Raw genomic sequence first — 16320 nt, forward strand, 5'->3', positions numbered from 1 at the left:
CCTTACCGCGGCGGGGCAAATAGGGAGGCGTATGCCCGAGTCCAACTTCGACGAGCGCGCGTGGCGCGAACGCATCACCGAATACCGCGCGGAGAAAGACGAGTTCCTCGCCGAGCACCCCCAATCGCCGATCCCGCCCGAGGAGCGCGAGGCATTCGACGGCCTCGACTACTACGCACCCGATCCGAGCTATCGCGTCGTCGCGCGTATGCAGGCGGCGAGTGAGGTCGAGGAGGTCGAACTTGCGACGACGGACGGCCCCGCGCGGACCTACGAGCGCGTCGCGACGCTCGGCTTCACGCTCGCCGACGACCACCATGTGCTGGAGGCCTACGCTGCCCCCTCCCAAGAGGGGCTCTTCGTCCCGTTCACCGACCCGACGAACGGCGAGACGACGTACAAGCTGGGTCGCTACCTCGAACTCGACGTGGAGACGTTCGACACGGGCGACGACGTGGTGATCGACTTCAACACCGCGTACAGCCCCTTCTGCGCGTACAACGATGGGTTCGCGTGCGTCGTCCCGCCCGAGGAGAACCACGTCAGCGTCCCCATCGAGGCCGGCGAGCGCACCGACTCGTAGGTTGGCGAATTAACTCGGAGGCCGGTGCCGCGGCTACTCGAAGGAGGAGCACGGAAAACGAAAGACCGACTCGATGCAGTACGACGCCACGCGCGGACAGCGCGCGGAGGACACCAGAAAATCCGCTTACGCCGCCGTCTCGGCGGCCTCGAGGAGCTCCTGATAGCGGTTACGGATGGTGACCTCGGAGACGTCCGTCACGTCGCTGACCTCGCTCTGCGTGACCTTCTGGTTGGCGAGCAGGCTTGCCGCGTAGATCGCCGCGGCGGCGAGGCCGACGGGCGACTTCCCGCTGGTGACGCCCTGATCGCCGGCTGTCTTGAGCAGTTCGCGGGCCTGGCGCTCGACCTCGTCGCTGAGGTCGAGTTCGCTGACGAAGCGCGGGACGTAGCTCGCGGGGTCGGCGGGGGCGACTTCGAGGCTGAGCTCACGGACGATGTAGCGGTACGTCCGCTTGAACTCCATGTCGTCGATGCGCGAGACGGTCGCGACCTCGTCGAGCGAGCGCGGCGTCTGCATCTGACGCGCCGCCGCGTAGAGGGCGGCGGTGGCGACGCCCTCGATGGAGCGGCCGGGGAGGAGATCCTCGTCGAGCGCGCGGCGATAGATGACGGATGCCGTCTCCCGGACTTCCTTGGGGAGGCCGAGGGCGCTACTCATGCGCTCGATCTCGCCGAGCGCCTGTTTGAGGTTGCGCTCCTTGCTGTTGCGCGTGCGGAAGCGCTCGTTCCAGGTGCGCAGCCGCTGCATCTTCTGGCGCTGGCGGCTGGAGAGGCTGTTGCCGTAGGCGTCCTTGTTCTGCCAGCCGATGTTGGTCGAGAGCCCCTTGTCGTGCATCATGTTCGTCGTCGGCGCTCCCACCCGACTCTTCTGGTCCTTCTCCTGGCTGTTGAACGCGCGCCACTCCGGGCCGCGATCGATGCCGTCCTCGTCGACGACGAGCCCGCAGTCCGCACAGACCGTCTCGCCGTGCGACTCGTCGGTGCGCAGCGTCCCGCCACACTCCGGGCAGACGTCGACGTCGGTTCGCTCGTCCGCCGTGTTCTCGGTCGTCTGTTCTGTTCGCTGACTCTCGCTGGTGTACGTACGGATTGTGGTGTCACTCATGATGGGGTACTTCGGACCGGCAGAGGAAGAATGTATAAGTTCCTCCGACCGGCGCTTCCTAACCATACATAATACAGTAAAACATATAAAGGTTTCGTTCATTCCGACCATCCATGGGCCTTCCTAACAGCAGACACAGGCCGTGAAGACCGCATTATTCGCGGATAAACTGCCTCCCTACGGATGCGTGAGTGACCGATACACTTATCACTCACATGTGGGAGAGAATCTCATGCGGTGACTGACACGCGGGGGAACGTTTAGGGCCATCAGACCAGAACTCCCGGACACAGTAGATGAGTGGCGTGGGACCGACGACGACGACGAGTTCGCGATGCCGGACCAGGGGACGGGACGACGGGATGGAGGCGAGAGGATGACCGCCGACCCGTCGTATCGGCCGACCGACCCGACGGTACTCGCGGTCGACGACCTGGAGGAGTACCTCGAACTCTACGAGGCCCAACTCGGCGACGAGTACCGCGTCCGAACCGCCTCGAACGCCCCCGACGCGCTCGACGTCATCGACGACGGCGTCGACGTCGTCCTCCTCGATCGGGAGATGCCCGAGATGTCCGGCGACGACCTCCTCTCGCACATCCGCGACGCCGATCACGACTGCCGAGTCGCGATGGTCACCGCCATCGAACCCGACCGCGACGTCGTCGACATGGGCTTCGACGCCTATCTCGTCAAACCCGTCTCGCGCGATCGCCTCCACGGGGCGGTCGAACGCCTCCTCCGGCGCACCCGCTACGACGACGAACTCGCCAAACTCTACGACCTCTGCGCGGAGCGAGCGACGCGCGACGGACATGGGACGGCGGACGACGAGGTGGATACCGACCTCTGCGCGGAAATCAACGAACGCCGCCGCGCCCTCGACGCCGTCGCCGCCGAGTTCAGCCCCGACGACTACCGCGCGACCTTCCGCGACATCCCCAACTTCTAACCGTCGAGATCCCGCGCGATGCTCGCCAACCCCTCGTCCGGCGCTTCCGTCGCCGTGTACGTCGCGCGTTCGCCGGGCGCGCGCACCCCGTACTTGTAGTCGGGTGTCACGACGTCGAGATGGATCGTCCGACCGTAGTCCAGATCGAGCCCGTTCAGCCACGCGCGCAGGTGGTTCTCGCCCTCGCCCGGCGTTCGGGCCAGCCGCGGCGACTCGAACGCCCCGCGGAGCACCGCGTTCCCCGATGCATCCTCCTCGACCCGGGCTCGGTACTCCGTCTCGTCGACGACGAGGCGAACGACCTCACCCGTCGGCACCGCATCGGGGTCGCTGACGCGTAACTGCGGGCGGTTCGTCGATCCGTATCGTTCGAGGACGGTATCGATCGTGTCGACGCCCTCGCTGGTGACGCGTTCGGCCATGGTCGATAACGGGAGCGCGACGAAGAAGAACGGTTCGGCGCGAGTCGGTCGGCGTTCGGCGACGGCTTTCCGCGGTTCCGACGGAACCACCCTACTCGCGGCTTCGCCGCTCGTGTTTCCGGTGGCTCCTCCGGAACCACCCTACTCGTGCCCGGATACACGCACCGGCTCGTAGGGCTCCTCCAGATACGCCATGTCCGACGCGGAGAGGTCGATCTCGGTGGCCTCGACGGCGTCCTCCAAGTGCTCGACACTCGTCGTCCCGACGATCGGCGTCGTCACGGTGTCCTTGTGGAGGAGCCACGCGAGCGCGATCTGCGCCATCTTCACGCCGCGCTCGGCCGCGAGCTCTTGGACGCGCTCGTTGATCTCGGGACCGCCGCCCTCCCGGTACGGGTGTTCGTACATGTACTCCTCGCTCTCGCCGCGCGTCGTCGCGTCGATGTCCGCGTGGGGACGCGTGAGGTAGCCGCGCGCGAGCGGCGACCACGGCATCACGCCGATTCCCTCCTTCTCGCAGTAGGGGAGCATCTCGCGCTCCTCCTCGCGATAGACGAGGTTGTAGTGGTCCTGCATCGTGACGAAGCGTTCGAGGCCGAGCGCGTCGCTCGCCGCGAGCGCGTCGGCGAACTGATGGGTCCACATCGAGGACGCGCCGATGTAGCGCACCTGGTTGCGTCGCACCGCGTCGTCGAGCGCGTGCAGGGTGCCCTCGATCGGCGTGTCATAATCCCAGCGGTGGATCTGATAGAGGTCGATGGTGTCCATGCCGAGGCGATCGAGGGAGTTTTCGAGCTCCTGCTCGATCGCCTTGCGCGAGAGGCCCTGCGCGTTCGGGTCGTCGCCCATCGGGTTGAAGACCTTCGTGGCAACGACCTGCTCGTCCCGGTCGTAGTCGTCGAGGACGGTCCCGAGGACGCGCTCGGACTCGCCCTGCGAGTACATGTTGGCCGTGTCGAAGAAGTTGATCCCGAGGTCGATCGCGCGCTCGATGATCTCGCGGCTCTCCGCCTCGTCGAGAACCCAGTCGCGCCACTCGCTCGTCCCGAAGCTCATGCAGCCCAGACAGAGCTCGCTGACCGCCATGCCCGTGTTCCCGAGAGTCGTGTACTCCATACTGGAGCCACGGCAGGCGTCGTCAAAAGGCTACGTGCCCCCACCGGATCCGCCGCGGTGCGGACGGCGACGGAGCCGGCGACGTTGAGGACGAGCGCGCCCGCGAGCGTGTGATACGTCGCGAGCGACGGAGTCGGAAGAGCACGTCCGTCCGCACGGCCGGCATCGACGAGGGCGCGACGGCGTTCTCGACGCACACCGCACGGCCGGAGGAACGTAGTAGCTCGCAGTCGTACGCCACAGCCGATGTCGTCACTCCCCTTCGATTGGTCGCCGAGCGGCGAGTCCGAGGTCGGCCTCCGCGGGTACGAGGCACGGCTGCGCCGGCTCGGCGGCCGGTCGTTCGCCCTCTCCGTTGGGATCGTCTTCTTTGGACTGTTGGTCGGGCTGACGTTCGTCGCCTATCTCACGGGCGTCTTCGCGCCGAGTCGAACGCGATTGCTCTTCGCCCTCTACGTCGTCCTCGCGACGGTGTGGTACGCGCTGACGCTCGTGTGGGGAAACGTCGAGCAGCGTCGCTCGCGGCGGGCCGACGCGGCCCCCGAGATCATCCTCGAAACGCGCGGTGGCGCGCTCGTCGCGAGCAACGTCGGTGCCGGCCCCGCCGTCGACGCGCGGATCGCGGTGGCCGTGGACGGCGAACGCGTCTACGACGAACTGCGTCCCGTCCTGCGGGCGGGCGAGCAGATGACGGTCGCCCCGTCCGACCGGCTGGCGGGCGAGGCGACAGTCGACCTCGGCGTCTGGTCGGCGACGCGGCTCTCGGACGTCGAGTATCGCGTCGAGCGGACGTACGAAGCCGAAACGCTCCGGACCTAGATGAGATGTAGACGGGACAGAAGCGCGGCGACGAAAGCGTCGTCAGCGGGTGCGGACGGGCTGATCGTCGTCAGAGGGTGTGAGCGGACGCCGCGACCCGGTCGAGTCGCTCGCGGGCCCACGCGAGCGCGTCGCGGGTGTCGTTGACGAGGAGAAGGTCTACCCCGCGCTCGCCACAGGCGAGGAAGGCGACCTGCCGCCCGTCAGGGAGGTGACAAAGGGCGAGTCCGAACGGGTAGAGTGGTGTCACTTCGAAGAGCGTGACCGTCTCGACGCCGACGATGTCCTCGGTGGGGTCGCGGAAGTCCGTGAAGAGGACATCGAGGACATCGGGGACGACGTACGCGTCGAGGACGAGCCCGTCTCGAACGCGACGCCTGAACGTGTCCATGACCTCCGGCAGCACGCGCATCGCGTACATCTCGACGCGGGTCGCGACCGACAAGAACTCGGTCAACACGGAGACCGGCTGATGGGGCGCTTCCGGGTCGGCGTCGATGATTTCGGCACCGCGGATCGCATCGAGCGTGACCGACGCGGTAGCGGGGAGGGCCGATAGCGCCGCGGCACCCGCGAGTGCGTCCACGTCGGCGCGGAAGGCGTCGTACGCGGAGAGCGCGAGTCGCCCCACGAGCGTGAGGACGACGACGCCGTTGCGCCGCTCGACCGCGCCGACGGCTTCGAGGTCTCGGACCGCGCGGTCGACCGTCGAGCGCGAGACGTCGTGCGCGTCGGTGAGCGTCCCCTTCGCGGCGGCACCGTCGGCTAGCGTGCGGAGGAACGGCGCGCGATCGACGAGGAGACGTGCGAGCCGTTCGGGGTCGCCGGGCATACGCCCCGCTGGGGCGTTCTGGACGTATAAGATCGTTGGTACGATCGGCCGGACAACTCATAAACGCAAGCAACGCTTATTACGTAGTATTGTGCTACAACTACTTCCGCAGTAGGTGAATTAAACAACCAGCCGCCCCACGCGGTATGTGCCGGTGGTCGCCACCGGCTGTGCCTCTGAGTCGTGCCGGGGTCACCGAACGGTGACCGTCGGGGCGACCTTCGAGCGACGGAGTTCGGCGGCTTTTTAGCCGAGGTTGCGGCAGTAGGGGTATGAGCGACAGCGTCATCCGGGAGGGCGTTCGCGCGCTCCGGCACGGCGGACCGGGCGTCGCGATGGAACTCGTCTCCCGGGCCTACTACACCTACGGTCGCCACACCGACGGCGACGATGTCCTCGAACGCGACTGGGACATCCTCGTCATCCTCGATGCCTGCCGGGCAGACCTGATGGCGGCCGTTGAGGACAGCTACGAGTGGTTCGAGCGCGAGGGGACCATCGACGCCGCCGGTGCGACGTCGAGCGAGTGGCTCACCGAGACATTCGGGGACGCACCGGCCGAGGCGCTCGACGAGATCGGCTACGTCACGGGCAACCCGTACTCCGCGGAGTACGTCGATCACGACGCGTTCGCCTTCGTCGACGAAGTCTGGGAGTACGGCTGGGACGACGACCTCGGGACCGTGCCGGCACGCCCGATCACCGACCGGGCCATCACCGCCGCCCGCGAGCGCGACGCCGAGCGCCTCGTCGTCCACTACATGCAACCACACTTCCCGTCCGTCCCGCGCGGCGAGGGCGACGGCATCGCCCTGGAGCGCTTCGGCCACGAGTCGCTCTCCGTCTGGGAGGAACTCCGCTACGGGTGGCGCGACCCCGACGACGTCTGGGACGCCTACGTCGAGAACCTCGACTACGTCCTCAACGAGGTCCGGCTACTCACCGAGAACGTCGACGCCGAGCAGGTGGCGATAACCGCCGACCACGGCAACGCGCTCGGCGAGCGACACCTCTACGGCCACGCCGCGGGGATCTCGACGCCCGAACTCCGCGAGGTACCGTGGTGCGTGACGACCGCGGCCGACACGGGCGAGCACGAGCCCACGACCGGCCGTGCGACCGACGGCGACGACGAGAGCGACGTCACAGCGCGTCTCGAAGCGCTCGGCTACCGCTAGCGCTAGCTCGCCTCGGCGAGCGCGGCCCGACCCGTCGCCCAGAGATAGGCACTCGCGCCGCCGCCGATGGACGTCATGAGGAGGAAGCCGCCGACGCGATGGACGGTGACGACCGCGGTGATCGTCGAGGCGGGGAGCGGCGTCGCGATCGAGAGCAAGAGCACGTAGACGGCCTCGATCGCACCAAGCCCGCCGGGGGTCGGCGTCGCGCTCGCGACGGTGCCGAGCGGGACGACGAACAGCGCGACGTAGAACGGGATCGAGACGCCGAACGCGCGGAAGGCGATCCAGAGCCCGAGCGACTGGAACAGCCACCCGGCCGCCGAACACCCGAGCGCGAGCACAAGCCGTCGGGGGCTGGTCGCGACGCGCTCGACAGCGTTGAAGAACCCCTCGACGCGTCGCGCGAGTCCCTCGGGCGTCGGGACGGGGAGCCACTCGATCGTCCCCAGCCTGGCGAGTATCGGGCCGAGAACGGCGACGAGACCCGATTCAAGCCGGTAGCGATAGCGCCACCCGAGGGTGATCGCGACTGGCGCGAGCACGGCGAGCGCGAGCACGACCGTCGCGAGGAACCCGAGTCGGCCGGGGAGCCCGGTGGTCGTCGCGTAGTAGGCGACGCCGAACAGCGCGAACAGCACGGACGGGACGAAGTTGAGCGCGTCCGTGCTCGCGATGGCGGCGAGGCCGCGCTCGTACTCGACGTCCGCGACGGAGGAGATGACGAGCGCCGTGATCGGTTCGCCGCCCGCCTGCCCGAACGGCGTGACGTTGTTGGCGAACGACGCGGTCGCGTAGACGAGAACGGAGTCCCCGTACGGGAGCGTCGGTCCAACCGCGCCGAGGACGAACCGGAGGACGAGCGCCCATGCGCCGAGCCACGCGAGCGCCGTCACGCCGACGAGCGCGATCAGGCCGAGGTCGGCGTCCGCGAGTTCCGCGGCGACCGCCCCCGCACCGACGTACCAGAAGAGGCCTGCGAGGACGAGCGCCGCAACGAGGAAACCGACGGCGGCCGCACTACGACGGGAGTCGAGCATGCCCGCCCTTCGGGGATCGGGGACGTGAAACTCACGGCTCGCGGGCGAGCGCTCAGATGACGTCGTCCGGCGCGTGCACGTCGGCCATCCGGCGGGCCTCGGCAGCGTACTGCTCTCGTCGATCCGGATCGTCGACCGCGCCGAGGTTCTCGGGGTCGGCGTCGACGGCGGCGGTCGTGTCGCGTGTGTCACTGAACGAGGTGAGCGCACGCTCCTTGCGGAAGTACCGCTCGCCGTCGGGCGTGGCGTACGTGAGGATGATGAGGTTCTGTTCGTCGTCGGAGTACGTCCGTTCGACTAGCCAGACGCGAACGCCGTCGTCGGTCTCGTCGCGCATACCGGTCCGCTCGTTGGCGTCCCGGAAATGCGTGATGGGCGGAGTCGGAATCAGTGCGTGGGTCGAGTGGCGGCTAGTAATTTCGAACGAGAGGGATTGTACATGAGATCGGAGACTGGCTCTCGGCCGAAATGATCCAGTACACCCATCTTCATCGAGAACTCAGTTACGCTTACGGCTAACACTCTTATCGGTGGCTGCCCTATGCCCAGAAAATGGGCGCTAATTCTCCTTCCTCAAGGAGTGACCGCAGGGAGCGAGTAGGAGGATACGGCGTTGACGAAATCGAATATTTCTGGTTGGCGAACGAATCGCGGGGCAATCCGTCAGCGTCCGCAGAATTGCCGTGCGATTCTGCTGTGCGAACGAGAGCTTCGCTCTCGTTAACGCGTGGGGACTGCACTCCCTGTGGATACGCCTGTACCTGCAAAGCGCGCCGTGGAAACAGGAAGCCCCGACCTCAAGGAACGAGCCGCGTCAGCGGCGAGTAAGTCGGTCGGGGTGGTTCACAACTGACGGACGCCCGCGTCGGTGACGACGCGGTCGAGCAGATCGACCGGCGTCGCGTCGTACGCCGGATTCGCGACGTCGAACCCCTCCGACGGTTCGAGCAGGACTTCGGTCGGCGTCCGGTAGTCGTTCTCGAAGCGGAAGCCGCCCTCGTCCACGAGCTTTGCCGACGATCCCGTGGCGACGACCGGGACGTCCGCGTCGCCCGCGACCGCTGCGAGCGGGTAGGTGCCGACGCGGTTGTAGAGGAAATCGTCGACGATACAGTCCATCCCGAGCAGCACCGCATCAACCTCGTCCATGTAGTGGCCGGCTGCACCGTCGACGATGAGCGTCGCGTCCACACGGTCGATTTCGGCGAGTCGACGCGCCGTCCGGCGACCCATGTAGCGCGGGCGGCCCTCAGTGACGTAGACGTCGAGATACGTGCCGTTCTCCGCGGCCGTCTCGATCGCTTCGAGGACGGTCGTCGAGTAGTCGTGGGTCAACAGCGTCATGCCGTCCGCGAGTTCCTCGGCGACGGCTTCGGCGGCCTCGTGCTTCCCCGTCTCGACGCGCTCGACGACGGCATCAATAGCCGCCTGTGTGCGCTCTTTCGCGTCCGCGACCGTCTCGGCGTCGACGTCTTCGACGGCCTCCACGATCTCGTGTTGCGTCGTGACGAGCGAGGCGTGCGAGGGGTTCGCGCGCCGGAGCGCCGAACTATTGCGCTCGAGGGCGCGTACGTACTCCTCGACGGTGTGGAACTCCTCGTCAAGCAGGTCCTCGAGCGCGCGGGCGGCTTTCACGGCGACGACCGAGGAGGAGTGCGTCCGCATCTCCGCGATCTCCTCGGCGGTCTCGTCGATCATGGTCGAACGACCGGCCCGCGATGCCCTGAACCTTCCGACAGGTGGCCGCCACCTTCTTTCACACGGCAGGAATCGAACACGAATATGCACGACACGACTGCGAATCCACACGAGACGACTGAGTCCATGACGCACGCGTACGACGTCCGCACGGGCAGTCGGTTCCGACGCGCCACCGGGCGCACCATCGCCGGCGTCAGGCGCGGCTACGACGTTTCACGTCGCGGTATCGAGGTCGCTCGACGGCGTGCTGTCGCTGCCCGCCTCGCGTTTGCGAACGCCCGCGCCGTCGCCGCGTGATCTATCTCCTCCGCGCTCGTTGTGTCGCTATGGTCGCCATTCGCTACTCCTGTCCGCGGTGTGAGACCGTCGTCGCCCTCGAACGTGACGCCTATCTCGACGACAAGTCCGTCACGCCCTACCCGCTGGAGGGATGGGCGTACGTCGCACCCGACGAGGCGTACGATGATCCGGACGTTGACGGCGTCCGCTTCGTCTGCGGGGAGAGCGACGGCTGTGCGTGGGAACCGCCGGGCGGCACTCGTTGCGGAGATGGGACGGACGCCGAAGAAACGGACGCGTTCGGCTGTGGCGAGCCGTTCTACCTTAACTTCGTCGCGTACGAGGATGGCGAGGAAGTCGAGGCCGCGGGGACGCGAGAGAGCGAGTACGTCGAGCTCGCCGAGGGCAGAGTCCCGCGGGGACCGAGTGTGCCGAGCGGGCCGGGCGGGCCGGCGAACCAATAGCGCCGTGCCCGCGGCGGTCGCGGACGGCGCTCGGTGACACCGGTCCTCCGCGACCCGATGACAGCGGCTCCGTCGCCGGAGTCCGGCTCTACCCCTTGATGTTCAGCACGGGGAAGGTGCGCGCGACCTTATCGCCGATGTCGAGCTCGTCGCTGACGCGCACGACCTCGTCGACGTCCTTGTAGACGCCGGGGGCCTCCTCGGCGATCGTCGCGCCGGATTCGGCCTTCACGTAGACGTGCTCGTGCTCGCGGAGGTCCGACTGTACCTCCTCGCCGCGGTATTCGCGTTTCGCCTGCGTGCGGCTCATCAGCCGCCCCGCGCCGTGCGCCGTCGAGCCGAACGTCCGCTCCATCGACTCATCGCCGCCGCGCAGGACGTAGCTCCCCGCACCCATACTGCCGGGGATGATGACGGGCTGGCCGACGTCGCGGTACGCCGTCGGCACCTCGGGGTGGCCGGCGGGGAACGCCCGCGTCGCGCCCTTCCGGTGGACGAACAGCTCGCGCTCCTCGCCCTCGACCTCGTGGGTCTCGCGCTTCGCGATGTTGTGCGAGACGTCGTAGAGGAGTTCCATGCCGAGTTCGGGCCACGGCGTGTCGAAGACGTCCGCGAACGTTTCACGCACCTGGTGGGTGATGAGCTGCCGATTCACCCACGCGAAGTTGATCGCCGCGCACATCGCGCCGTAGTAATCCTCGGCGAGTTCGCTCCCAGCGGGCGCGGCCGCGAGGTTGTCGTCCGGGAGGTCCTCGAGGAACTCCGCGTGTTCCTCCTCGATCCGCCGGAGGTAGTCCGAACACACCTGGTGGCCGAGCCCGCGCGAGCCACAGTGGATGAGGACGACGAGCTGGTCCTCCGAGAGGCCGTATGCGTCCGCGACGTCGTCGCGGTAGAGGTCGGTGACGCGCTGCACTTCGAGGAAGTGGTTCCCCGAGCCGAGGCTGCCCAACTGATTGCGCCCGCGGTCCGTCGCCTTCTGCGAGACCTTCGAGAGATCGGCATCCGGTCGGTAGCCGCCGTCCTCGCAGTGTTCGAGGTCGGCGCGGGTCGCGTAGCCCGCCTCGTGGGCCCAGTCGAGGCCGCGTTCGAGCGCGCCGGTCATCGTCTCCGCGTCGCCGGTCACGACGCCGCCGCCCCCGAGGCCGGTCGGGACGGCGTCGAAGAGCGCGTCGACGAGCTCCTCCTCGCGGCCCGCGACGTCGTCGTAGGTGAGGTTCGTTTTCACCATTCTGACGCCGCAGTTGGAGACGACGAAGCCGTCGGCGACGAAGTTGTGCTCGTCGTGCGTCACGCCGATGTCGTAGACGGACTTCTCGCCTAACTCGGTAATCGACTCGATAGGTGTGGCGACGGCGAGTCCGCGCGTCTGGACGCCGTCGACGAACGCGTCGTAATCGGGGAAGTCGGCCGCAGGGCGTGGCCGCCCGTCGCGGCCCTCGTAGACGCTCCGTTCGAGGAACCGGTCGTTGACGTCGAACGACGACTTCACCTCCGAGATTGACGCGCCGCCGTCGGCCATCGCCTTCGCCTCGCGGGCAATACGCGCTCGATCCTGGATGTGGCGTTCCTTCGTCTTCAGATACGCCGTCGCCAGCGCCGACTTACGGCGCTTCTCGCGGTTGTACCGATAGCCGACGGTCGAGAGGAAGCGAACGAGGTTCGACGCCTCGCTCGATACACCGAAGCGATACCGGACCGTCTCGCCGGCCGCGTTCGAACCGTGTTCGACGGTTTCGAGAGCGTTCGTTCGGATTCCCATCCCGTTGAGGTAGCCCATCATCTCGCGGAGGAACGCCTCGCCCGCCTCAGCCACCTCGACGTTCCGGTTGTGTGAGACGGACGGCGCGAAGAAGTTCTTCGCCGAGACCGCCGCGGGCGCGCTCATCTCCGCGCCGAAGAACGCCGAGAGATAGATCGCGACCTGCCAGTCGGCGAGCCGGTCGAGGTAGTCCGGTGTCGTGAAGTCGGACTGCGTCTTCTTCCCCGCGGGCGCGCCGAGACGGCGGAGGAGCTGTCTGAACGCGTTCGACGTCGAGCGAACGCTGTACTCGGTCACCTCGAACTCGTTCCCGCCGACGCTGTGCTGTCGGTCACGTTCGTACACTTTCGACGGCGTGAACCCGAGGGCCGCGATGTCGTCGCGGATCGCCTCGCAGTCCTCGGGGTCGGCGTAGAACCACGTCTGCGACCCGCTCCCGAACGACCCGTCCCCCGTGTGGAACCCGACGAGCTTCAGCAGTCGTGCGAACGCGTCGTCCGTCGAGAGGAGCGGGAGCAGGTCGCGTTCCTTCAGCGCTCGGACGAGCTGCGGGTCCTCGTCGACGAAGTCCCGCTCGTCGAGCACGACGAACTCCGGCGGCTCCTCGTCGGGGAGCCCCTCGAACTGTCGCTGGAACACCTCGTCACCCGGCGAGAGGTCGTCGAGTTCGACCATCCCGTCGGGAGTGAGGAACGGGTGGTCGGCGGTCGCCTCGACCGTGTCCCCCGTCCCCGTCACGACCTCGTGGACGGTTCGGTTCGACGTCTCCGTGAACAGGCGAACATCCGAGGCCGTCTCGTCGGCGTCAGTCTGGACGAGCGCTCGCTCGGACTCGACCGCGTTGCTGAACGAACGGATGCGTCGGTGACGGCCGAACTCCAGCAGGACATCGGTGTTTCCGGAGAGGCAGTTGATGTCGAATCCGACGCCTCCGGGACTTATGCAGCCGTTTTCGGAGTCGATGGCGGCGACGCCGCCGACGGGGAAGCCGTACCCCTGGTGGCCGTCGGGCATGCAGAGGGCGTGCTCGACGACGCCGGGGAGGTGCGTGACGTTCCGAATCTGCTGGAGGGTGTCGTCGTCGGCGATGGCCTCGAGGAGGTCCTCACTGGCGAGGACGCGCGCCGGCGTGTTCATCCCGTCCTCTCGGGCGATCTCCCAGACGTACTCCTCGACCTCGCTGAGAGTGACGTCGCCCGCGTCGAACGTGGTCATACGAATCGTTCCGCTGCCGGAGTCCTAAAAGAACCGTTCCGCGTCGCCACTCGGGACGACGCCGGTTGTGGTTCCGATGGGGGTCGAGTCGTCGGATAGTGATATCCCCGCTCCCCCTCAGTCACGGACACTCGACCCGATCCGTCCTCGTCGCGTCACGCCGATAGGGCTTTGACTTGGCGAACCAGCCCCTTTAATCCCGATCGTCCTCGTGTCCTCCGACTCGGAGCGCGTTGTCCGTGAGCGTCTGGATAGCCCGGCGAAGGCGTTCGGTCACGGCCTGATCGGAGACGCCGAGCTCGTCCGCGAGGTCCTGCGTCGACACCCGCCGCGGGATGTCGTAGTACCCCTGCTCGCACGCGAGGAGGAGGGTCTCGTACTGCGTCTCGGTCAGCCCGTACCACCGTCCCGCGTCCGGGCGTGTCCGGTTGTAGAGGCCGGTCACTTCGAGGCCGACGCCCCGCTCGGTACAGCACTGGTTGAACGAGGAGAGCGCGTCGTGATCCGGGAAACGGACGCGGAGCATCCACGTCCGTTCCGACCCGGTTGCGCTCAGGAGGAACCCGCTGAACTCGGGGATGGCCGAGAGAAACGAGTCGCGCGTCGCGTCCCACTGGAGGGCGTAGAGCGTCCGACTCTCGGTCTCGTCGAAGACCAGGACGTCCTCGACGGCGTCGTTCTCCTCGACGGTCTCGACGAACTCACTCGGATCGGTCTCGTAGAGCCAGAAGAGCGGGACGACGTCGTCGCCGAGCGGGACGACGTCCTCCAGTTCGATGTCGGCGCGTCCCGGGACCGCGAGCGCTCGCCCGAGTTCGAACGAGTCAGCGTCGACGTCGAACTCGACGATGACACCCATCGTCCACGGGAGTTCTCACGGGGAACATATGTAACGTGTGGCCACGCGTTCATCGTCGCATTCAGACGTCGAAGACGACGTACGCTTCCCAGCCCGCAGCGGTCTCCTCGATCCGCATCTGGGAGAACGTAACCGCCTTCAGGTCGCGGGCGGCGACGTCGGCGAGCGGGACCCCGCGAGAAGATGCATCGAGGACCCAGTCCTCGCCGTCGCGCGCGACGGTCGCCTCGTTGTCGACCGGGAGGACGCCGCGGACGTCGCGCTCGTAGATGAGGTTGTCGAGGTAGTCGTAGAGGAGACGCTTCTTCGTCGTCGCGTTCGCCTCGATCGCGAATCGCTCGCCGCCCGACTCGGGGATCGACTCGCACATCGCGGCGGCCATCCCGTCCGCGACAGCGGCGAAGCATGCCCCGAGCGTGGTTCCGTGGGCCTCAACGGCGATATCCGCGGTGTGCTCGCGCAGGGCGTAGTCGCGGGTCATCGCTCGTCCTCCGCGTCGTCGGCAGCGAACCGCTCGCCGACCTCCGAGCCCCCGATCTCTTCGAGGTGCTCACGCGAGAGCCCCTCCGCCTCCGCCGTGTCGGCGACGGCGACGCCGGTCGTCACGACCGTCCGCATTCCCTCCTCAACGGTCATGTCGACGTCCATGATCCGGCTCTCCGGGACGTGCGCCAGAAAGCCGCCCATCACGGGGTTGGGCGCGAGCGGGAGGAAGAGCGTCCGCAGGGTCTCGTCGCCGGCGGCCTCGCGGATGGGCTCGGGCGTTTTGACCGTCTCGAAGCCGAGCGTGTACGCGCCCTCGTGGGGGTATTCGACGAGGACGACCTTGCGGAAGTTTTCCGCGTCCGATTCGAGCATCACGTCACTCATCTGTCGGAAGCTCGTGTAGACGGAGCCAATACCGGGGATACGCTCGATCAGGAGGTCGAAGTATTCGAGCGCCCGCTCGCCCGACTGGAAGGACGCGAAGAAGCCGACGCTGAACGTCACGACGACGAGCAGGAACGCCGCGGTCAACTGGACGATGACGAAGCGCCGCTCGGGGGCGACGTTGAGACGCTGGAGGCCGTACGCGAGTGGATCGAGGACGTTCGTAAAGAGGCCGAGCGCAGCGTGGAGGACGTAGAGCGTGATCAGGATGGGTACCATCACCGCAATCCCGGTGAGGAAGGCCTCCCTGACGCGTGAGACGGCCGAATGTCCGGCTGCCTGCATCCGTCGCCGCGTCCGAGGGCCGTCCGAAGACATGATCAACATCTGGGTGGGGAGCGACCGAAAGGGTTGTGCATCCATCCGGGCGACCGGCAGGGTCGTCGCATCCGCGTGGAGGCCGATTGGGCGAGGCATCCGCTCGGGGGACGGTGGAACTATATCCTCCGGTGGGCTAGAGGCGGGCAGTGAGCGTCACGGTCGAGCAACGGGTCGTCCCGCGCGGTAGCGACGAGTTCCTCGACGACGCGTGGGACCTCAAGGAGCGGATCCACGAACGCGAAGGCCTCCTCCGGCAGCGCCGCGGGTTCTTCGCTAATGCCTACCGACGTGCGACGATTTACGCGTACGTCACACCCGACGAGACCCTCGTCGGCTTCGCGGCGGCGCGCCACGACGGCTACATCCTCTTCCTCGCCGTCGCCCCCGACTACCGCGGCGAGGGGTTCGGCGAACGCCTCGTCGCCACCGTCGCCGAGGGGTCGAAGACGGTGTCCTGTCACGCTCGCGTGTCGAACGAGGGGGCCCTCGGCTTCTACCGCCATCTCGGCTTCGAGATCGTCCGCGAGATCGACAACTACTACGAGGACGGCGAAGGGGCCTACTACCTCCGGCTCGGCGAGAGCGAACGCCTGCGCGATCGGCTCTCCGAATACCTTCGGCGGTAGGTCGCCCCGCCGAATACCTCCGACGAGAGGGCGCATCGGCCTGTCCCGCCGGTCGGCCGCACGCGGCGAGCGCGTCCCCGGAGACCGACACGCCTTTTCCCGCCCCGACGCGTA

General features: G+C 67.3%; 18 protein-coding genes and 1 pseudogene. 7 read left to right on the plus strand and 12 right to left on the minus strand.

Features of this window, described 5'->3' with window-relative positions; translation table 11 throughout:
* The first annotated feature begins 31 nt into the window (after positions 1–31).
* On the plus strand, positions 32–583 hold the full coding sequence (locus ABDZ36_RS06915; RefSeq protein ID WP_211311331.1) for a DUF1684 domain-containing protein: 552 nt from the start codon (positions 32–34) through the stop codon (positions 581–583).
* Positions 584–709: 126 nt separating this feature from the next.
* Here ABDZ36_RS06915 and ABDZ36_RS06920 read toward each other — a convergent pair whose 3' ends face one another.
* Entirely contained in the window at positions 710–1690 is a 981-nt protein-coding gene (locus ABDZ36_RS06920) for a transcription initiation factor IIB (RefSeq protein WP_211311332.1), read from the minus strand.
* A gap of 376 nt (positions 1691–2066) precedes the next feature.
* On the opposite strand from ABDZ36_RS06920, the gene ABDZ36_RS06925 reads away from it, so the two are divergent.
* Positions 2067–2642 carry a response regulator transcription factor gene (locus ABDZ36_RS06925; RefSeq protein ID WP_211311333.1) on the plus strand — a complete coding sequence of 192 codons (576 nt, stop codon included), beginning with the start codon at positions 2067–2069 and terminating at the stop codon, positions 2640–2642.
* On the opposite strand, the gene ABDZ36_RS06930 is transcribed toward ABDZ36_RS06925, so the two are convergent.
* Positions 2639–3064 carry a DUF7112 family protein gene (locus ABDZ36_RS06930; protein WP_211311334.1) on the minus strand — a complete coding sequence of 142 codons (426 nt, stop codon included), beginning with the start codon at positions 3062–3064 and terminating at the stop codon, positions 2639–2641. The two genes, ABDZ36_RS06925 and ABDZ36_RS06930, sit on opposite strands and share 4 nt — an antisense overlap.
* Positions 3065–3205: 141 nt before the next feature.
* The gene (locus tag ABDZ36_RS06935) at positions 3206–4180 is read right to left on the minus strand and encodes an aldo/keto reductase (RefSeq protein WP_211311335.1); all 975 of its coding nucleotides are present in this window, start codon (positions 4178–4180) and stop codon (positions 3206–3208) included.
* A gap of 246 nt (positions 4181–4426) precedes the next feature.
* Between ABDZ36_RS06935 and ABDZ36_RS06940 the strand changes: the two genes are divergently transcribed.
* Positions 4427–4999: a hypothetical protein gene (locus ABDZ36_RS06940; protein ID WP_211311336.1), complete on the plus strand. Its 573-nt coding sequence runs from the start codon at positions 4427–4429 to the stop codon at positions 4997–4999.
* 70 nt (positions 5000–5069) lie between these two features.
* Here the strand turns inward: ABDZ36_RS06940 and ABDZ36_RS06945 are convergent, their stop codons facing one another.
* Positions 5070–5831 (minus strand): helix-turn-helix transcriptional regulator, encoded by a 762-nt coding sequence (locus tag ABDZ36_RS06945; protein WP_211311337.1) that lies wholly within the window; start codon positions 5829–5831, stop codon positions 5070–5072.
* Positions 5832–6103: 272 nt separating this feature from the next.
* Between ABDZ36_RS06945 and ABDZ36_RS06950 the strand changes: the two genes are divergently transcribed.
* Entirely contained in the window at positions 6104–7009 is a 906-nt protein-coding gene (locus ABDZ36_RS06950) for an alkaline phosphatase family protein (protein WP_211311338.1), read from the plus strand.
* Positions 7010–7011: 2 nt separating this feature from the next.
* Here ABDZ36_RS06950 and ABDZ36_RS06955 read toward each other — a convergent pair whose 3' ends face one another.
* From ABDZ36_RS06955 to ABDZ36_RS06965, 3 genes are all read right to left on the minus strand, one after another.
* Positions 7012–8049, minus strand: a complete 1038-nt coding sequence (locus ABDZ36_RS06955; protein WP_211311339.1) for a lysylphosphatidylglycerol synthase transmembrane domain-containing protein — start codon at positions 8047–8049, stop codon at positions 7012–7014.
* Between the two features lie 52 nt (positions 8050–8101).
* Positions 8102–8386 carry a DUF7967 family protein gene (locus ABDZ36_RS06960; protein WP_211311340.1) on the minus strand — a complete coding sequence of 95 codons (285 nt, stop codon included), beginning with the start codon at positions 8384–8386 and terminating at the stop codon, positions 8102–8104.
* A gap of 506 nt (positions 8387–8892) precedes the next feature.
* Complete coding sequence (locus ABDZ36_RS06965; RefSeq protein ID WP_211311341.1) at positions 8893–9747, minus strand: eIF2B alpha/beta/delta subunit family protein; 855 nt, start codon at positions 9745–9747, stop codon at positions 8893–8895.
* Between the two features lie 84 nt (positions 9748–9831).
* Here ABDZ36_RS06965 and ABDZ36_RS06970 point away from each other — a divergent pair, with 84 nt between their 5' ends.
* Together ABDZ36_RS06970 and ABDZ36_RS06975 are read left to right on the plus strand one after the other, a co-directional pair.
* Positions 9832–10047 (plus strand): hypothetical protein, encoded by a 216-nt coding sequence (locus ABDZ36_RS06970; RefSeq protein WP_211311342.1) that lies wholly within the window; start codon positions 9832–9834, stop codon positions 10045–10047.
* A gap of 29 nt (positions 10048–10076) precedes the next feature.
* Positions 10077–10493 carry a DUF7969 family protein gene (locus ABDZ36_RS06975; RefSeq protein ID WP_211311343.1) on the plus strand — a complete coding sequence of 139 codons (417 nt, stop codon included), beginning with the start codon at positions 10077–10079 and terminating at the stop codon, positions 10491–10493.
* Positions 10494–10581: 88 nt separating this feature from the next.
* Here ABDZ36_RS06975 and ABDZ36_RS06980 read toward each other — a convergent pair whose 3' ends face one another.
* The 5 genes and pseudogenes from ABDZ36_RS06980 to ABDZ36_RS07000 all read right to left on the minus strand — a co-directional run bounded on the left by ABDZ36_RS06980 (position 10582) and on the right by ABDZ36_RS07000 (position 15577).
* Positions 10582–13170, minus strand: coding sequence for an RtcB family protein (locus tag ABDZ36_RS06980; RefSeq protein WP_343749266.1), 2589 nt, complete (start codon positions 13168–13170; stop codon positions 10582–10584).
* Positions 13162–13470, minus strand: a pseudogene (locus ABDZ36_RS06985) (RtcB family protein); the annotation flags it as partial. The gene ABDZ36_RS06980 and the pseudogene ABDZ36_RS06985, both read right to left, overlap by 9 nt.
* Positions 13471–13663: 193 nt before the next feature.
* Positions 13664–14329 (minus strand): helix-turn-helix domain-containing protein, encoded by a 666-nt coding sequence (locus ABDZ36_RS06990; RefSeq protein WP_211311345.1) that lies wholly within the window; start codon positions 14327–14329, stop codon positions 13664–13666.
* A gap of 61 nt (positions 14330–14390) precedes the next feature.
* A complete protein-coding gene (locus ABDZ36_RS06995; protein WP_211311346.1) occupies positions 14391–14810 on the minus strand; it encodes an archease in 420 nt (139 codons plus the stop codon).
* On the minus strand, positions 14807–15577 hold the full coding sequence (locus ABDZ36_RS07000; protein ID WP_211311347.1) for a DUF502 domain-containing protein: 771 nt from the start codon (positions 15575–15577) through the stop codon (positions 14807–14809). The genes ABDZ36_RS06995 and ABDZ36_RS07000 overlap by 4 nt, the downstream gene beginning before the upstream one ends.
* Before the next feature lie 149 nt (positions 15578–15726).
* Between ABDZ36_RS07000 and ABDZ36_RS07005 the strand changes: the two genes are divergently transcribed.
* Positions 15727–16206, plus strand: coding sequence for a GNAT family N-acetyltransferase (locus ABDZ36_RS07005; protein ID WP_211311348.1), 480 nt, complete (start codon positions 15727–15729; stop codon positions 16204–16206).
* The last annotated feature ends 114 nt before the right edge of the window (positions 16207–16320 follow it).

The sequence above is a fragment of the Halarchaeum salinum genome, assembly GCF_039520965.1.
Taxonomy (GTDB): Archaea; Halobacteriota; Halobacteria; order Halobacteriales; family Halobacteriaceae; genus Halarchaeum; species Halarchaeum salinum.